The organism is Phenylobacterium sp., assembly GCF_025351295.1.
GTDB lineage: Bacteria > Pseudomonadota > Alphaproteobacteria > Caulobacterales > Caulobacteraceae > Phenylobacterium.
In genome coordinates this window covers 1-16,684 of sequence record NZ_JANXWD010000145.1, presented here as the reverse complement: position 1 = coordinate 16,684, position 16,684 = coordinate 1, and the positions used below count along the sequence as shown (strand labels likewise).

Here is a 16,684-nt window from a genome sequence, read left to right as displayed (position 1 = left end):
CCCGTACAACCCGGGAGCTCAGCGTGGAGACGCTAGGGGCGCGGCAAGGCCGCGGCCTTGAGCGCGATCAAACTTCGTTGATCATTTCCCAGACGATTGCGCCCGCGGCTGGGCCGCGGGCGCTGAACGTTCAGAACAGGTTGGAAGCTTAGGCGGCCCCGCCCTTGTCGCGGCGCTCGGCGTAGATGATCAGCGGCTGGGCGCGGCCTTCCACGACCTCGGCGTTGACCACCACCTCTTCGACGCCGTCATAGGTCGGCAGCTCGTACATGGTGTCGAGCAGGATGCTCTCCAGGATCGAGCGCAACCCCCGCGCGCCGGTCCTGCGCAGGATGGCCTTGCGGGCCACCGCGTTCAGGGCGTCGTCGGTGAACGTCAGGCCAACGTTCTCCATCTCGAACAGGCGCTGGTACTGCTTGACGAAGGCGTTCTTCGGCTCGGTGAGGATCTTCACCAGGGCCTTTTCGTCCAGGTCGTCGAGGGTGGCGATCACCGGCAGGCGGCCGACGAATTCCGGGATCAAGCCGAAGCGGAGCAGGTCGTCCGGCTCCACTTGGCGGAACACCTCGCCGGTGCGGCGTTCGTCCGGGTCCGACACCTTGGCGCCGAAGCCGACCGAGGTGCCCTGGCCCCGCGCGGAGATGATCTTCTCCAGGCCCGCGAAGGCCCCGCCGCAGATGAACAGGATGTTGGTGGTGTCGACCTGCAGGAACTCCTGCTGCGGATGCTTGCGTCCGCCCTGCGGCGGCACGGAGGCGACGGTGCCTTCCATAATCTTGAGCAGCGCCTGCTGCACGCCCTCGCCGGACACGTCCCTGGTGATCGAGGGATTGTCGGACTTGCGGCTGATCTTATCGACCTCGTCGATGTAGACGATGCCGCGCTGCGCGCGCTCGACGTTGTAGTCGGCCGACTGCAGCAGCTTCAGGATAATATTCTCGACGTCCTCGCCCACATAGCCGGCTTCGGTGAGCGTCGTCGCGTCGGCGACGGTGAACGGCACGTCGATGATTCGGGCCAGGGTCTGGGCCAGCAGGGTCTTGCCGGTGCCGGTCGGGCCGATCAGCAGGATGTTGGCCTTGCCCAGTTCGACGTCGTTGTTCTTCGCCGCGTGGTTCAGGCGCTTGTAGTGATTGTGCACCGCGACCGAGAGGACTTTCTTGGCGTGATCTTGCCCGATCACGTAATCGTCCAGGACCTCGCGGATTTCCTTGGGCGTCGGAACGCCGTCTTTGGATTTGACGAAGGAAATCTTGTGCTCTTCGCGGATGATATCCATGCACAGTTCCACGCATTCATCGCAGATGAACACCGTGGGGCCCGCGATAAGCTTGCGGACTTCGTGCTGGCTCTTGCCGCAGAAAGAGCAATAGAGCGTGCTCTTCGAGTCTCCGCTGGCCGCCTTAGTCATGGTTTCATCTCACTCTTTCGACGGAGCCGGCCGGTTGTCTGGCGGGCTGCGCCCCGGGGCATCTGCGCCCTGACACTGCAGAATACGCGCCGCGGGTTGTCCAAGGGTTGACATTCCCCGATCCGCGCCGGGATCACAAGCCTTCGCACAACGTCGCGACAATGTGCGGCGCGAAGCCCGGACCCTGGGCGCCGCGTCTTACCAAATGGGAAATGCGCCGGAATGGCACAAGAGCGTGAACCCGAAAGCCCAACCGCCGCGCAGGGTTCCGATCCGCCCATCGTCGCCTTCGACTTCGACGGCACCCTCACCGTCCGTGACAGCTATACGGCGTTCCTGAAGTGGCGGACGCCGCCGCTGGCCTGGGCGCTCGGGGGCGTGCGGTTGATTCCGGCCGCCCTCGCCTACCTGGTCCACCGCGACCGCGGGCGGATCAAGGCTGACGCCACCCGCGTCTATCTGGCCGGAGTCAGCCGCGAGCGGCTGGAGGCCGACGCCCGCCGGTTCGCCGAGCAGCACTCGCGCAGCCTGCTGCGGCCCGACGCCGTGGCCGCCTGGAAGCGCTGGCGGACGGAGCGGGTCCGCCTGATCATCGTCACCGCCTCGCCGGACGTGGTCGTGGCGCCCTTCGCCCGCGGCCTGGGGGCGGACGACATCCTGGGCACGCCGCTGGCCTACGACGAGCGCGACCGGATCACCGGCGCCTTCGCCGCCCCCAACTGCCGCGGGCCCCAGAAGGTGGTGCGGCTGAAGGCCGCCTATGGTCCGGGGCTGCGTGTGCGCGCGGCCTATGGCGACACCGGCGGCGACACCGAGATGCTGGCCATCGCCGAGGAGCCCTATTTCAAGGTTTTCACGGCCCGGCCATGAAACACGCTGGCCCCGCCGTGCTGGATACGATCGAGCCGCTGCTGGCGGAGATCCGCGCGCTGGGCGGTCTGAAGGAGGCGTCGCGGGGGATTTTCTACCTGAAGAGCCGCGCGTTCCTGCATTTCCATGAGGACCCCAAGGGCCTGTTCGCCGATGTGCGCGACGCCGACGGGCGGGACTTTGAGCGGATCGACGTCACCGAGGAGACCGGCCGGCGACGGCTGGTTGCCGTCGCGAGGGAACGCATGGCGCCCTGATCCTCCAACGACCGCTCATCCCGGCGAATGCCGGGACCCGGATCGCAAAACTGGAATGCGGGCTGGAAGATTTCAGCGCCCTTCGAACCCGCCGGTCCGCCATCCCATCCGGGTCCCGGGATTCGCCGGGATGAGCGGATTTGGGAAAACCCTAGACCTCGTCGCCCTCGCGCTTTTCCCAGACGTGATCGACGATGCCCCACGCCTTGGCCTCTTCGGCGGTCATGAAGTGGTCGCGGTCCAGGGTCTCCTCGACCACCTCGATCGACTGGCCCGTATGCTTGGCGTAGATCTCGTTCAGTCGGCGCTTGGTCTTGATGATGTCCTCGGCGTGGCGACGGATGTCCTGGGCCTTGCCGGAGAAGCCGCCCGACGGCTGGTGGACCATGATCCGCGAGTTCGGCAGCGCGATCCGCTGGCCCTTCTCGCCGGCCATCAGCAGGAACGACCCCATCGAGGCCGCCATGCCCAGGCAAAGCGTGATCACCGGGCTCTTCACATATTGCATGGTGTCGTAGATCGCGAGGCCCGAGGTCACCACGCCGCCCGGCGAGTTGATGTACATCTGGATCTCTTTCTTGGGGTTCTCGGCCTCCAGGTGCAGCAGCTGCGCGCAGATCAGCGCCGCCATGCCGTCCTCGACCGGGCCGGCCAGGAAGATGATCCGATCCTTCAGCAGGCGGGAGAAAATGTCGTAGGCGCGCTCGCCGCGGCTCGTCTGCTCGACGACCATCGGCACGAGGCCAAGCGCGGTGGTGACGGGGTCACGCATGGAAAGTCCTTCTTGAATCCGTGAGCGGACGGCAGGCGTCCGCGCTCACCCCGATATCGCGTGCCCCGCCCCTCTACGCAAGGAGCCAGGGCGCCGGCATAAGCGCCGCCGCCCGGCTTGCGTCAGGCGAACAGGAACTCGCCGGCGTTCAGGCTGCCCAGGGTGACGTTCTGGAGCGTTATGGCGTGGGCTGCATCAAGGGTGATGACCACGTCCAGACCCGACTGGGCGGCATGGGCCTGCACGGCGGCGAAGTCGGCGAACTGGGTGTGATCCAGCTGGATCAGGTCCTTCGACTCGAAGTCGGTGACCACGTCCTTGCCGAACGCCCCGTTGAACACGAAGCGGTCGACGCCAGCCCCGCCGCTCAGCGTGTCGTTGCCCAGGCCGCCATTCAGGGTGTCCGTGCCGCCCAGGCCCAGCAGCTTGTCGTTGCCGCCGGCCCCGTTCAGCGTCTCGTCCAGCTGGTTCGTCCCGGTCAGGGTGTCGGCGCCCGCCGTGCCGGTGCGGACCGGGGCGTCGGCGATGCCGCGGACGGTGACGTTGAGCGTCCCCGTGCTCACTGCGCCGTGGCTGTCCTGCACCTGGTAGGTCACCGCGTCGACCAGGTTCTGGGGCTGCTTCAGCGCGTCCGAGGCGTCGCCGTCGGCCACGTAGACCACATTGCCGCCGACGATGGTGGCGTGGCCGGCCAGGCCGGAGGTGGCGACCCCGATCAGGGTCCTGGTGTCGCCAACATTGGCGTCGGTGTCGTTGGCCAGCACGTCGACGGTGATGGTCTGGTTCTCCGACACGATCCCGGTGTCGAGCGCCGCGACGGGGGCCGAGTTCACGAACAGGCTGGAGACGATGGCGTCGTGGTCGGTGGGCCGGGTGGCGACCGGCTGGCCCGAATTCAGGTGGACGATGTCGAACTGGGCGCCGGCATAGAGGCTGGGCGAGGCCAGCAGGTTGTCGATCTGCTGGCTGTTGCCCTCGAAGGCATAGGAGAACCGCTCGTTGGGCGCGAGCAGGTTGGAGAGGTTGGTCAAGGCCCCGCCGCTCTCCAGCTGGGTCAGCGAAGGCTCGAACGGAAAGGCGTTGAAGTCGCCCATGACCACGACCTTGGCCTGAGCATTGGCCCCGACCAGCCCCTCGACATAGGTCTTGACGAAGGAGGTCTGGTCCAGCCGGCGGTCGTCGCCGTTGTTCAGCGGCGGCTGGTCTTTGCCGAACGGCTCCTCGCTGCCGCCGCGGGAGTAGTTGTGCACGTCCACGACAGTAAGCGTCTCGCCGTGGAAGGTGAAGTCGGCCACCAGCGGGTGGCGGCTGTTGTTGTAGGCGTCGCCGTTGGCCGGCGTGGTGTCGAAGATCTGCCGGACCGACCCGGCCACATAGGACACCCGGTCGGGATTGTAGAGGAAGCCCTGGCGGATGTTGCCGTTGGGCTCGCCGCCATTGGCGTTGTTCGCCGTCGGCGCGATCTCGATGTAGACGTAGTGCGGGCCGCCGGCGGCCACGATGGCGTCGATCAGCTTCTGGGCGGTGATCGCGCCGGAGTAGTTCGTGCCGGCCCCGGCGCCGTCGGCGTCCTGGATTTCCTCCAGCCCGACGATGTCGGGGTGGCCCATGGCGACGGCGATGTCGTGGCCGAGCTGGTCGAACTTGGCCTGCGGGTCGGTGGGGTCGAGGTTCTCGACGTTGTAGGCGCCGATGGTCACGTGCTCGGTATCGCCGGCCAGGGCGGTGACCTCGCGCGGCAGGGTCGCGCCGCTGCCGGTGGCGCCGATCGCCGTCGGCAGCAGCTCGTAGTTGCCGCCGAAGTAGCTGATGACCCCGGTGACGTCGCCCAGGTGGTCGCCCTGGATAGCGTTCGGCTGCACGGAGGCCGGGGCGACGCCGCTGTCGTAGAAGATCTGCACCCGTTCCGGGTTGATGTCGCTCGCCTGGATGGTGATGCCGCCACGGCTGTTCATGCCGGTGGCGTTGGCGCCCAGGTCGTCGACGATCCAGGTGGAATTGCCGACCGTGGAGTCCACCGCCTGGGCGTTCTTCACCGTGACCAGCATGCCCTCGAGCGACTCGTAGAAATCCGCGGCATCGTGGCTGGGGTCGAAGACCGTGAAATGGTCGTCCTCCACCACCTCGGTGGGCGGCAGGCGGCCACCGGTCCCGATGATCGTGGCGGCCGGCAGGGCGTTGCCGGTGCTCAGGACCGTGACGGTCGGGCTCTCGATCTCCGTGGTGGTCAGGTTGTTCGCGTCGGCGCTGGGCAGGAACTCGTTGACGTTACCCTCGACCCGCACGCTGTCGCCGACCGACACCGTGGGCGTGGCGCCGGTGAAGACAAACACCGCGTCGGACGTGGCGCTGTTGCCGTCGCCGGTCGGGTCCTGGACCCAGAAGCCGCGGGCGCCGGTGGTGTCGATCGCCGTGACGATCCCCGACGTGACGACATGCTGGCCGTTGAACGGCGAGGTGTGGGCCTCTCCCTGGATCTGATAGATCGGGATCAGGGTGAAATCGTCATTGGTGATCGTCCCGGTCGCCAAGGTGTTCAGCAGGGTCGCCGTGCCGGCGGTGCTGTTGAGGTTCGACAGCAGCAGGCTGAACGCCTCGTTGGGCTCGACGGTGGTGTCGCCGTGGATGGTCACCGAGACCGTCTGGCTGAGCGCGCCGCCCTGGGCGAACGCCAGCGTTCCCGACGTGGCGACATAGTCGCTGCCGGCCGTGGCGGTGCCGTCCTGGGTGCCATAGTCGAGGGTGAAGGCGCCGTCGGCGTTGCTGCGGGTCACCGTGAAGGTCAACAGCTGGTCGCCCGCGTCGCCCTCTGCAATCGAGACGTTGCCGACCGCGACCGAAGCGCCGGCCTGGGCGTCGCTGGTCACGCCGATGTTGTCGACTCCCAGCCATTCGTCGCTGCCGGCGGCGTTGGTGGTCATGAAGCGGAGCTGGATCTCGGACTGCCCGTTCAGGGCGGCGGGCAGGTCGATCGACAGGTGATTGACGAGCGTGGCCAGCGACGGGCCGGTGCTGGCGTCGGCGATGTAGCTGCCGGGCAGGTTCGTCCAGGCCCCGGTCCCGCCGATCCGGTACTGGATATTGAACGGCTGGGTGGCGTTGTCGGCAGAGCCGTCGATGTCGCGGATGTCGACGTCCAGGTGCAGGTTCTGGCGGCCCGCGCCGTTCAGATAGAGGGCGATATAGGGCGCGTCGGCGGTGCCGGAGCCCTGCAGGGCGACGGTCGGGTTGGCGATGGCGAACTCGGCCACGCCGCCGGTGGTGAAGGTGTTCGGGTTGGTCTGGTTGGCGTCGACGTCGACCGTCACCGTGCCGTCGCCGGTCAGGGTCCGTGGGTCGACCCCGGTGGCGCTGGTGATGTCGTCACCCCGGAAACCGACGATGCTGGGGACTCCGTCCCAGTTGTCGTCGGTGGTGATCAGGCCGGCGTTCGACCAGTCCTGGAAGAAGTTGCCGGCTGCGAGGTTGAAATACACCGTGCTCATCTAAGTCCCCAAGAAAACACCACAATCAGCCTCTCCCCAGAGGCCGGACGACGACTCCATCCCGGCCTTTGACCGGGCGCAAGCGTCGTTGACGATTCACCCACAGGTTGATTCGGGGCGCCGGCCCGCTGAGCTCCAGGCCGCCGGAATAGCGGGCGGCCGTGACAGGCCCGCGACGGTCTGATCAAAGTGCTGCGGGGTTTTTCGGAGCGCGCGATGCGGACGATGACGGGGCTGGCGACGGCCGGACTGGCGATGACGCTGCTGGCCGCGGGGCCGGCCCTGGCGGCGGCCAAGACGGCCCAGAAGGACGCCAAGGTCTGGGCGGCGGCGCAGGCGGCCCGCGCGGACCAGCTCAAGCTGCTGGAGCAGGTGGTCAACCTCGACAGCGGCGCCGGCGACGCCGACGGCGGGCGCAAGGTGGCGGCCGTGCTGATCCCCCGCCTGAAGGCCCTGGGCACGACCATCGAAAGCGTGAAGGCCGAGGCCGAGGGTCTGCCTGAGAACACGGTCGCGACCCTCACCGGAACCGGCAAGGGCCGCATCCTGATCATCGCCCACCTGGACACCGTGTTCGGCCCCGGCACGGTGGCGAAGTGGCCATTCCGGATCGACGGCGACCGGGCGACCGGGCCAGGGGTGTCCGACGAGAAAGGCGGTGTGATCGAGGCGCTCTACGCCCTGCAGCTCCTGCACGACCAGAATTTCAAGGATTTCAAACAGATCGTCTTCCTCATCGAAACCTCCGAGGAGCGCGGCTCGCCGGGGACCCGGGCGCTGATCGACAAGCTGTTCAAGGACGCCGACGTCGAGCTCAACATGGAGCCGGGCGACCCGCCGGACGCGGTCACCGTCTGGCGCAAGGGCTCCACCGTCATCCATGTTGACGTCAAAGGCCGCGCCGCCCACGCCGGGGTCGCCCCGCAGGACGGCCGCAACGCCGCCGAGGAACTGATCCATCAGCTGAAGGCGGTCGAGCGGTTCCCGAAGACCGGCGACGGCATGACCCTGAATCTGACGCTCCTCAAGGCCGGCGCCCGCAACAACATCATCCCGGAGGACGCCTCGGCGACCTTCAGCCTGCGGGTGCGCGACAAGGCCGACGTGGAAAAGGTGATCCAGGCCATGGAGACCAGCGCCATGACCACCGTGATCCCGGACACCAGGGTGACGGTCGCCCGCGAGACCTCGTTCCCGCCGCTCCCGAACAACCCCGGCACCGACGCCCTGGCGGCGCGCGCCGAGGCGATCTACGCCGGCCTGGACCGCAAGCTCGAGCGGGCGGGCAACGGCGGCGCCTCGGAATCGGCGCTGGCCGCCGAAGCCGGCATTCCGGCGCTGGACGGGCTAGGCCCGGTCGGCGGCGGTTTCCACTCAGAGAAGGAGTTCCTCGACCTGACCACCCTGACGCCGCGGCTCTACCTGCTGACCAAGCTGATCATGGAGCTCGGCAAGTCGCCGCCGGCCCCGATGACGAAATAGCTCAGGCGGCGATCCGTGAGATCCAGTCCCTCAGCACCGCCAGCACCTGCTCCGCCGGCGCATAGCCGCGGGTGACGACGCCGTAGGCGCCCTCGGCGTTGGGGCCGCCGACCAGGGTGGGGAAGCCGGTGACGCCGGCCCGCTGCGAGGTGGCGTAGTCGCCCCAGGTCTCGGTCTTTGCCGCCTCGTCCGACCAGTCGGCCAGGAAGCGGTCGCGGTCGAGGCCGAAGTCGGCGGCCAGGTCGGCGAGCACCGGGCCGGAGGTGACGTCGCGCCCCTCGGCGTAGAAGGCGCGCTGGGCGGCGGCAAGATAGCGGAGCGCCACGTCCTGGCCCTCGCGCCGGACCACGACGACGGCGCGAGCGGCGGGATCGGTGTCGTAGACGAAGCCCTCGCGGTTGATCGCCGCGGGATCGAACGGCAGGCCGGACGCCTCGTGGACATGGCCCCAATGACCGGCCAGTTCCTTGGCGCGATCCGGGGTCATCGGTGTCTCACTCCCCGGTCGCAGGCCGCCCATGACCACGCGGATCGGCAGGGCGTCGCCGTAGGCCCTGCGAACCTGTTCGATCACCGGCGAGAACCCGTAGCACCACGAGCACATCGGGTCGGAGAAGTAGATCAGGTGCGGCTCATCCATGGTGGCCTCCTCGGTATGAAGGATCGCAGGCCGGGCGCGCGCCGTCACGCCCCCACTTCACCTTCGGCGCGGCTTGGGCCAACCTCGCCCCATGGCCCACGATCATCACGACCACGATCACGATCACGAACAGGAGCCGCCGTCCGACATGGCGCTGCGGGTGAAGGCGCTGGAGTCGGTCCTGATCGAAAAGGGCCTGGTGGACGCCGCCGCCCTGGACGCCATCGTCGACCACTTCGAGACCAAGGTCGGGCCCCGCAATGGCGCGCGCGTCGTGGCCAGGGCCTGGAGCGATCCGGCCTACCTCGCGCGTCTGCGGGCCGACGCCACCGCCGCCATCGCCGAGCTGGATTTCACCGGCCGCCAGGGCGAGCACATGGTGGCGGTGGAGAACGGGCCGGGGGTCCATAACCTGGTCGTCTGCACCCTGTGCTCCTGCTACCCGTGGCCGGTGCTGGGCCTGCCGCCGGTCTGGTACAAGTCGCCGCCCTACCGCTCCCGCGCCGTGATCGATCCGCGCGGCGTGCTGGCCGAGTTCGGGACCGAGCTGCGGGAGGACACCGAGGTGCGCGTCTGGGATTCCACCGCCGAGGTCCGCTACCTGGTGATCCCGGAGCGGCCGGCGGGAACCGAAGGGCTCACCGAAGCCGAGCTGGCCGCCCTGGTCACCCGCGACGGCATGATCGGGACGACCCTGCTGTGAACGGCGTCCATGACATGGGCGGCATGCACGGGCTGGGTCCGGTGGCCCCGGAGCCGAAGGAGCCGGTGTTCCACGCCGCCTGGGAAGGCCGGGTCCACGCCATGACCATTGCCTCGCCCACCCGCGGCAACATCGATGTCGGCCGCCACCAGCGCGAGCTGATCCCCGGCCCCGACTATCTGCGGATGACCTACTACGAGAAGTGGTTCACCAGCCTCTGCGCCCTATTGCTCAAGGGCGGCCTGGTGACCGCTCGGGAGATCGCGTCCGGCCGCGCCGACCCTGGCTCGCCCAAGGCGACGCCCCGTCTCGCCGCGACGGACGTCGCCGCGGCCATGGCCAGCCCCTCGTCCTATCTCCGCGAGATGGAGGCCGGGCCGGCCTTCCAGCCCGGCGACCGGGTGCGGGCCCGCAACCTGAACCCAACCGGCCACACCCGCCTGCCCCGCTACGCCCGCGGCCGCGTCGGCGTGATCCAGCGGCGGCATGGCCCCCACGTGCTGCCCGACAGCAATGCCCGCGGCGCAGGCGAAGACCCGCGTCACCTCTACACCGTCTGCTTCGCAGCCCGCGAACTGTGGGGGCCTGACGCCCCGGCCCGCGACAGCGTGCGCCTCGACCTGTGGGAGCCCTATCTTGAACCCGCCTGACCTGGCCGCCCCCGACCTTGCTGCACTTCCCCGCCTGCCGCGCGACGCGGAGGGCCCGGTGTTCGCCGAGCCCTGGCAGGCCCAGGCCTTCGCGCTCACCCTGCGGCTGCATGAGACCGGCGCCTTCACCTGGCCCGAGTGGGCGGCGGCGCTGTCGGCGCAGCTGGCCGGCGATCCGGCGGACGACGGCGCGCGCTACTACGACCACTGGGTGGCGGCGCTTGAGGGGCTGGTCGCCGGCCGCCGGCTGGCCGCGCCGGATGAGCTCTCCGCGCGCAAGGCCGCATGGCGCGACGCCTACCTGCGCACGCCGCACGGGAAACCTGTGGAGCTATAGCCGCCTGGCGTGGGTAGCCGGTCCGCCGCCGCTCTCTCCTCAGCCGTAGGGGGAGGGGGACCCTGCGCAGCATGGTGGAGGGGGCTTGCGGGATAGGTCAGAGCGGTCGCGGCCCCCTCCACCCCCCTTCGGGCGGTCCCCCTCCCCCTACGGGTGAAGGGAAACCGGGCCTGGACCTCGCCGTCGACCGGATCAGCCCGTCCGGCGCATCTGCGACTTCTGCTCGCGCTTGTCGCGGGCTTCGGCCTTGGCGGCCGCCTTGCGGGCCTTGCGATCGTCGCGCTTCAACTGGAGCATCAGCTCCTCGTCGTTTTCCATCGCCAGCCGGGCGTCAGCCTCGGCCTTTTCCTTGGCGAGGCGGACGGCCTCCTTGTCGGCGGCCCGCTTGGCGCGGACTTCGTCGAGTTCGCGGGCTTTCTTCTGCTCGCGGGTCTCGAGCACCTGCGCCACCACGGTCGGCTTCGGCTTGAATTTCTCAAGCAGGGCTTTGCGGGCGTCGGCCTGGGCGGCCAGCCGCTCGGTGAACCCCGGGAAGACTTTGTTTTCTCTCATCGTCACTTGTTCGGTTGGAGAGATCGTTGTCGCTTGTAACCGGTCGTTCGCGGAGAAAACCCCACGGGTTCGAAACCGTTGTGTGAAGCTTGCGTGGCGTCAGCCGACGATGTCGGCCTCGGTGAAGAACTGCGCGATCTCGAGCTTGGCGTTCTCGGCGCTGTCCGATCCGTGGACCGAGTTCTCGCCGACGCTTTCGGCATAGAGCTTGCGGATGGTGCCGTCGGCGGCCTGGGCCGGGTTCGTGGCGCCCATCACTTCGCGGTACCTGGCGACGGCGTTGTCGCCTTCCAGCACCTGCACCACGACCGGCGCCGACATCATGAACTCCACCAGCTCGCCGTAGAACGGGCGCTCGGCGTGGACCTCGTAGAACTTCTTCGCCTGAGCCTCGGTCATCCGGATCCGCCGCTGGGCCACGATCCGCAGCCCGGCGTCCTCGATCACCGCATTGACCTTGCCGGTCAGGTTCCGCCGCGTGGCGTCCGGCTTGATGATCGAGAAGGTGCGTTCGGTCATGGGCTCCGAGGGGCTCTGGGCAATTGGGGAGGTGCGCGAAGCGGCTCCGCGCGGGTGGCGCGCTCTATAGCGGCAACCCGGCTTGGGAGGCAACCCGCCGTCGGACATGACGCAGCGCAACATGTCTGGTACGAGGCGCGCCCAACGGAAACCCCATGCTCCAGATCACCGACCTTGTCCTCGACGCCTGGGGGCGCCGCTTTTTCGACCGGGCCACGGTCACGCTGCCCAAGGACGCCAAGGTCGGCCTTGTCGGCCGCAACGGCGTGGGCAAGTCGACCCTGTTCAAGGTGATCCTGGGCCAGCTGACGGCGGGCTCCGGCGACATCGGCGTGCCCAAGAAGGCGCGAATCGGCTCGGTGGACCAGGAGCATCCCGCCACGCCGGTGTTGCTGCTGGACACGGTGCTCGAGGCCGACGTCGAGCGCCACGATCTGCTCCAGAGCCTGGAGACCGCCCCGCCCGAGGACATGGGCGAGATCTACGCCCGCCTCATCGAGATCGACGCCGACCGCGCCCCCTCCCGCGCCGCCGAGATCCTGGCCGGCCTCGGCTTCAGCCAGGCCGACCTGGCGCGGCCGATGGCGGAATTCTCCGGCGGCTGGCGGATGCGCGTCGCCCTGGCCGCCAGCCTGTTCGCCGAGCCTGACCTGCTGCTGCTGGACGAGCCCACCAACTACCTCGACCTGGAGGGCGCGCTGTGGCTGGAGGCGCGGCTGCAGAAATACCCGCACACCGCCATCGTCATCAGCCACGACCGCGAGCTGCTGAACAACTCCGTCGACCACATCCTGCACCTGAAGGACGGCAAGCTCGACCTCTACCCCGGCGGCTACGACAACTTCGAATTCCAGCTGTCCGAGAAGCTGCGCCTGCAGGAAGCCACCCGGGTGAAGATCGAGCAGCGGCGCGAGCACCTGCAGTCCTTCGTCGACCGTTTCCGCGCCAAGGCGTCGAAGGCCACCCAGGCCCAGTCGCGCCTGAAGATGATCGCCAAGCTGCCGCCGATGTCGGCGGTGATCGAGGACCGGGTGACGCCCTTCACCCTGCCCTCGCCGGAGCGTCCGCTGGCCCCGCCTCTGCTGCGCCTGGAGGGCGCCACGGTCGGCTATGGCGGGCCGCCGATCCTGAAGCGCCTGAACCTGCGCCTCGACATCGACGACCGCATCGGCCTGCTGGGCGTCAACGGCGCCGGCAAGTCCACCTTCGCCAAGCTGGTGGCCGGCGCCCTGACCACGCAGAGCGGGACCCTGCACCGCAGCCCGCGCCTCAAGGTCGGCTGGTTCCACCAGCACCAGATCGAGGCGATGGACCCCACCGACACCCCGCTGGAGATCATCCGCCGGATCATGCCGCAGGAGAGCGAGGCCAAACGCCGCTCGCGCCTGGCGCAATTCGGCCTCAGCTACGAGAAGGTCGACACCACCGTCGCCAACCTGTCCGGCGGCGAGCGCGCGCGGCTGCTGCTCAATATGGTGGCCATGGAGGCGCCCCACCTCCTGATCCTCGACGAGCCGACCAACCACCTCGATATCGACAGCCGCCGCGCCCTGCTGGACGCGCTCAACGACTACGAGGGCGCGGTGATCCTGATCACCCACGACCGCTCGCTGATGGAGCTGGTCGCCGACCGCCTGTGGCTGGCCGCCGACGGCGGCATCGAGCCCTTCGACGGCGACATGGAGGACTACGCCGCCTTCGTACTGGACCGCGCCCGCCAGGTGGCCCGCAGCCCCAGCCAGGTGAAGGCCCCGGAGCCCGCCGCCCCGCCCCCGCCCGTCTCCAAGCCCAAGCTCCCCACCGGAACCGCCCGCCGCCGCACCGAGGCCGCCGAGACGGCCCTGGCCAAGGCCACCGAAGTCGTAGCCCTAATCGACAGCGCCCTGGCAGACCCCGCCGCCTTCGCCGACCCCGCCAAGGCCGCCGACCTGGGCCGCCGCCGCCAGGCCGCCCAGGCCGCCCTGGACGCCGCCGAAGCCGAATGGATCGCGGCGCTGGAGGCCTACGAGGCGTTGAAGGGGTAGGCGGGAAGTCAGGGGTAGCCGCCAACGGCAGCTTGACGCGGCCCTGCGTCGACGCAGAGCCGCTGTCGCCGGTCAGGTGATGTGCTTGGGGCTGATCGGGTCGGAGCCGGGGAAGCTCTCCTCGAGGGCCTCATCGAGCAGGGCTTCCTGGCGGTCCTCTGAGTGCGCTTCGCGCTCGGCCAGATGGTCGTGCTTCTGGCCTTCCGGCGTCGGTTCGATGTGGCGTGTTTCACCCATGACCAAGTGCGATTCGGGCGTGGGCTCGGCCTTGGGCTCGTCGGACGCATGAGAAAAAACGCGCTTGGCGACGTCTTTGATGGGGTTCGACATGGGGTCCTCCGGATGTGTCCGGCAACAAACCCCTGAGGCCCGGAAGGGTTGCCGTCACCGTTGCCGGAACCTCTACCGCGGCCGCGGTCCCGCCAGCAGGGCCTGCCCCTCGTCGCGCATCCGGCTCTTCACCTTGCCGGCGATCATCGCGAAGATGCCCGGCAGCTGGATTTCCACGCGCACCTCGCGCTCCGCCACGGCGATGGTTCCCGTCACCGTCTGGCCGATGGCCGCCAGCGAGAAACGCAGGGTGTCGCCCTCCCAGGCGCGAGTCAGGTCGCCGACCGCGCCGATCTGGCTGGTCAGGCGCTCCGCGCCTTCGTCGATCCGGCGTCGCGCCTCGACCCGGCCCAGTTCATGCGGAATGGCGACGACGACCGGCTTACTCATGACATCTCAACCACTAAGCCATCCCAATGGGTTCCCGTGAGCGCGCCCCGCGCCTAGTTTCGCGCCATGGAACCGGACAGGAGCCTGCTCGGACAAGGTCCCTACCCCATCACCGGGCCCGTCGCGGTGATCTCCCGCGTGGCCTTTCTGGCGTCGCTCGCCGCCATCGTCATCGCCGTATTCCTGCCGTCTCGCCTGGTGCCGCAGTTCGCACGTTCGCATTACCTGGAGCATTTTGCGGCCTTTTATGTGGCGGGACTGTGCGGTCTGGCCGCCTCGCCGCGGGCCCGGCTGCGCACGGTCTGGGGCCGGCTGTTCCTGTTCACGTCGGGGCTGGAACTGCTGCACCTGCTCGGCGGCGCCAGCTGGCGGACGCTCCTGGACAACTGGGTCGCCGACGTCGGTGGCCTGGCCGCCGCCTTCGCCCCGCTGGCCGTGGCCCGCTTCCGGCGCCGGTTCGAGCCGCCGTCCGCCTGAGCGCGGCTAGAACAGCGTCCAGCGGCTGCGTTCGCGGAGCCGCAGGTTGTTCTGGACATGGCGCACACCATCGATGTCGGCGACGTCCTCGATCCGGCGCTTGTCCTGCTTGTGACGCACGGTGCCGTTCAAGGTGACCTCCGCATCCACAACCGCGACTTCGACGTCGCGCAGGTCGAGCCGCCGCTCGTCGTCGAGCCGTTCCACGATCACCGCCCACAGCACCCGGTCGGACGGCCCGTCGCGGCGGGCGCGCCGATGGTCCGGACCGTAGTCCCATTCCTCGGAGCGCGGGGCCGGCGGGCGTTCGCCGCGGCCGTCGTCGTCGGCGCGGTAGCCGGTCCGGGTCCGTGGGTCGTACCCATAGAGGTTGGAATAGTCGCCCTGGCCGAAATCGCCGCGGTCGCGGTCGCGCAGACGCTGCAGCCGTTCCGCCTCCAGGTCTCTCCAGTCTTCCCGGGGCATGGTCGTCTCCTTAAAACCGTCGCGAACGGGGTGGAAACCTTCCCCTCGCGCTTCGGTTCCAGGCTGGACGCCACGCCGCCACCCGATCTGAGGGACCCCGTGCTGAGCCTAGACCCCGACACGCGAGCCGCCGCCCTGCCCCCAGGCGCCGAGACGGACCCGGCCGTGGCCCGTCAGCGGGGTCAGGGATGGCGGCTCCTCCCCACAGTTCGCTGGGCGGAGTGGCGGCTGGCTGCCGTCATCCTGCTGGGCGCCGCGGCGTTCATACTCTGGCGCGAATTCCACACGCTCAGCCTGGGTCAGGTCGCCGGCGCCATCCGGGCCTGGGGCTGGGGCGCGGTGCTGGCCGCGATGGGTCTCTCAGCCTCCAGCTTCGTGCTCATGGGCCTGGTGGAGTGGCTGGGCCTGCGGTGGGCGGGCGCGCGGATCGCGCTGCCGTCGGCGCTCGCCGGCTCCTTCATCGCCAGCGCCATCGCCCACAGTCTGGGCGCCAACCTGATCGTCTCCGGCGCGGTGCGCGCGCGCTACTACGCCCGCCACGGCGTCACCCTGCGCCAGGTGGCCGCCGCCACCCTGTTCCACGGCTTCTCGTTCACCGTCGGCCTGTCGACCCTGGCCGGGATCAGCCTGCTGCTGGCCTCCAGCCACGACATCGCCGCAGCCAGCCGGATCGCCAATCCGGTGGCGGACGCGATGGGGGTCGTGCTGCTCGCCGGCGTCGGGACCTATGTCGCCCTCTGCGCGCTGCTACGCCAGCCGCTCCGGGCCTTCGGCCACAGCGTCAGGTTGCCGTCGGTGCGCGTGGCCCTGGCGCAGCTGACGATCGGGGCGGTCGACAACGCCGTGGCCGCCGCGATCATCTGGACCCTGCTGCCGCCAGGCGCGATCGGCTACTTCACCTTCGTCGGCGGCTACGCACCCTCGGTGGTGGCGGGGCTGGTGTCGCACGTCCCGGGCGGCGTGGGGGTCTTCGAGGGCTCCCTCTCCGCCCTGTTGAAGGGGCTGGAGCCCGCGGCCCTCGCCGCGGCCTTCCTTGGCTACCGGCTGTTCTTCTTCCTGGCGCCGCTGCTGATCGCCGGCCTGGCGCTGGCCGTCGACACGTTCGGTCAGCCGCGCCAAAGGAAGATCTGAAATAATTCTACTCAAGGGTGCGGCCGGACGCATCCGGGGCGGCCAGTCTCTCGTAACTGCAGTGTCCGCGCATCTCCCAAAACACACGGACACAAACGCGGCGGCGGCCCTGTTCCCCGACAACCGCCACCGTACGCCCCGGCCCCCGCCTCCCGTCGCGGGGCCGGGGGGTACCCAAAAGGGTCGGCC

18 protein-coding genes are annotated in these 16,684 nt (G+C 69.1%); 9 read left to right on the top strand and 9 right to left on the bottom strand.

All coding sequences use genetic code 11. From position 1 onward, the window contains the following. Positions 1-148: 148 nt before the first annotated feature. Positions 149-1,411 carry an ATP-dependent Clp protease ATP-binding subunit ClpX gene (clpX, locus tag Q0R13_RS20010; RefSeq protein ID WP_293907283.1) on the bottom strand — a complete coding sequence of 421 codons (1,263 nt, stop codon included), beginning with the start codon at positions 1,409-1,411 and terminating at the stop codon, positions 149-151. Between the two features lie 222 nt (positions 1,412-1,633). Here clpX and Q0R13_RS20005 point away from each other — a divergent pair, with 222 nt between their 5' ends. Together Q0R13_RS20005 and Q0R13_RS20000 are read left to right on the top strand one after the other, a co-directional pair. Further along, the gene (locus tag Q0R13_RS20005; protein WP_293907281.1) at positions 1,634-2,281 is read left to right on the top strand and encodes an HAD-IB family hydrolase; all 648 of its coding nucleotides are present in this window, start codon (positions 1,634-1,636) and stop codon (positions 2,279-2,281) included. Then, a complete protein-coding gene (locus Q0R13_RS20000; RefSeq protein WP_293907279.1) occupies positions 2,278-2,538 on the top strand; it encodes a hypothetical protein in 261 nt (86 codons plus the stop codon). The genes Q0R13_RS20005 and Q0R13_RS20000 overlap by 4 nt, the downstream gene beginning before the upstream one ends. A gap of 151 nt (positions 2,539-2,689) precedes the next feature. Here Q0R13_RS20000 and Q0R13_RS19995 read toward each other — a convergent pair whose 3' ends face one another. Further along, complete coding sequence (locus tag Q0R13_RS19995; RefSeq protein ID WP_293907277.1) at positions 2,690-3,310, bottom strand: ATP-dependent Clp protease proteolytic subunit; 621 nt, start codon at positions 3,308-3,310, stop codon at positions 2,690-2,692. Positions 3,311-3,432: 122 nt separating this feature from the next. Continuing rightward, complete coding sequence (locus Q0R13_RS19990) at positions 3,433-6,795, bottom strand: Calx-beta domain-containing protein (RefSeq protein ID WP_293907275.1); 3,363 nt, start codon at positions 6,793-6,795, stop codon at positions 3,433-3,435. 216 nt (positions 6,796-7,011) lie between these two features. Here Q0R13_RS19990 and Q0R13_RS19985 point away from each other — a divergent pair, with 216 nt between their 5' ends. Next, positions 7,012-8,277: a glutamate carboxypeptidase gene (locus Q0R13_RS19985; RefSeq protein WP_293907273.1), complete on the top strand. Its 1,266-nt coding sequence runs from the start codon at positions 7,012-7,014 to the stop codon at positions 8,275-8,277. 1 nt (position 8,278) lies between these two features. On the opposite strand, the gene Q0R13_RS19980 is transcribed toward Q0R13_RS19985, so the two are convergent. After that, positions 8,279-8,917 (bottom strand): DsbA family protein, encoded by a 639-nt coding sequence (locus Q0R13_RS19980; RefSeq protein WP_293907271.1) that lies wholly within the window; start codon positions 8,915-8,917, stop codon positions 8,279-8,281. A 91-nt stretch (positions 8,918-9,008) separates the two neighbouring features. Between Q0R13_RS19980 and nthA the strand changes: the two genes are divergently transcribed. From nthA to Q0R13_RS19965, 3 genes are read left to right on the top strand one after another with little or no spacing between them, the layout of a single operon-like run. Further along, positions 9,009-9,620, top strand: a complete 612-nt coding sequence (gene nthA / locus Q0R13_RS19975; protein ID WP_293907269.1) for a nitrile hydratase subunit alpha — start codon at positions 9,009-9,011, stop codon at positions 9,618-9,620. Beyond that, positions 9,617-10,270, top strand: a complete 654-nt coding sequence (gene nthB, locus Q0R13_RS19970; protein WP_293907267.1) for a nitrile hydratase subunit beta — start codon at positions 9,617-9,619, stop codon at positions 10,268-10,270. The genes nthA and nthB overlap by 4 nt, the downstream gene beginning before the upstream one ends. Then, on the top strand, positions 10,257-10,607 hold the full coding sequence (locus Q0R13_RS19965) for a nitrile hydratase accessory protein (protein ID WP_293907265.1): 351 nt from the start codon (positions 10,257-10,259) through the stop codon (positions 10,605-10,607). The genes nthB and Q0R13_RS19965 overlap by 14 nt, the downstream gene beginning before the upstream one ends. 192 nt (positions 10,608-10,799) lie before the next feature. On the opposite strand, the gene Q0R13_RS19960 is transcribed toward Q0R13_RS19965, so the two are convergent. Beyond that, positions 10,800-11,159 carry a DUF6481 family protein gene (locus tag Q0R13_RS19960; protein ID WP_293907263.1) on the bottom strand — a complete coding sequence of 120 codons (360 nt, stop codon included), beginning with the start codon at positions 11,157-11,159 and terminating at the stop codon, positions 10,800-10,802. 99 nt (positions 11,160-11,258) lie between these two features. Then, on the bottom strand, positions 11,259-11,678 hold the full coding sequence (ndk, locus tag Q0R13_RS19955; protein WP_293907261.1) for a nucleoside-diphosphate kinase: 420 nt from the start codon (positions 11,676-11,678) through the stop codon (positions 11,259-11,261). A gap of 155 nt (positions 11,679-11,833) precedes the next feature. On the opposite strand from ndk, the gene Q0R13_RS19950 reads away from it, so the two are divergent. Continuing rightward, entirely contained in the window at positions 11,834-13,702 is a 1,869-nt protein-coding gene (locus Q0R13_RS19950; protein WP_293907259.1) for an ABC-F family ATP-binding cassette domain-containing protein, read from the top strand. 72 nt (positions 13,703-13,774) lie between these two features. Here Q0R13_RS19950 and Q0R13_RS19945 read toward each other — a convergent pair whose 3' ends face one another. Continuing rightward, positions 13,775-14,032 (bottom strand): hypothetical protein, encoded by a 258-nt coding sequence (locus Q0R13_RS19945; RefSeq protein WP_293907257.1) that lies wholly within the window; start codon positions 14,030-14,032, stop codon positions 13,775-13,777. A gap of 72 nt (positions 14,033-14,104) precedes the next feature. Then, positions 14,105-14,422: a polyhydroxyalkanoic acid system family protein gene (locus tag Q0R13_RS19940; protein ID WP_293907255.1), complete on the bottom strand. Its 318-nt coding sequence runs from the start codon at positions 14,420-14,422 to the stop codon at positions 14,105-14,107. A 138-nt stretch (positions 14,423-14,560) separates the two neighbouring features. On the opposite strand from Q0R13_RS19940, the gene Q0R13_RS19935 reads away from it, so the two are divergent. Beyond that, complete coding sequence (locus Q0R13_RS19935) at positions 14,561-14,899, top strand: hypothetical protein (protein WP_293907253.1); 339 nt, start codon at positions 14,561-14,563, stop codon at positions 14,897-14,899. Positions 14,900-14,905: 6 nt separating this feature from the next. On the opposite strand, the gene Q0R13_RS19930 is transcribed toward Q0R13_RS19935, so the two are convergent. Then, the gene (locus Q0R13_RS19930) at positions 14,906-15,364 is read right to left on the bottom strand and encodes a BON domain-containing protein (protein WP_293907251.1); all 459 of its coding nucleotides are present in this window, start codon (positions 15,362-15,364) and stop codon (positions 14,906-14,908) included. Between the two features lie 99 nt (positions 15,365-15,463). On the opposite strand from Q0R13_RS19930, the gene Q0R13_RS19925 reads away from it, so the two are divergent. Further along, a complete protein-coding gene (locus Q0R13_RS19925; protein ID WP_293907249.1) occupies positions 15,464-16,495 on the top strand; it encodes a lysylphosphatidylglycerol synthase domain-containing protein in 1,032 nt (343 codons plus the stop codon). Positions 16,496-16,684: the final 189 nt, after the last annotated feature.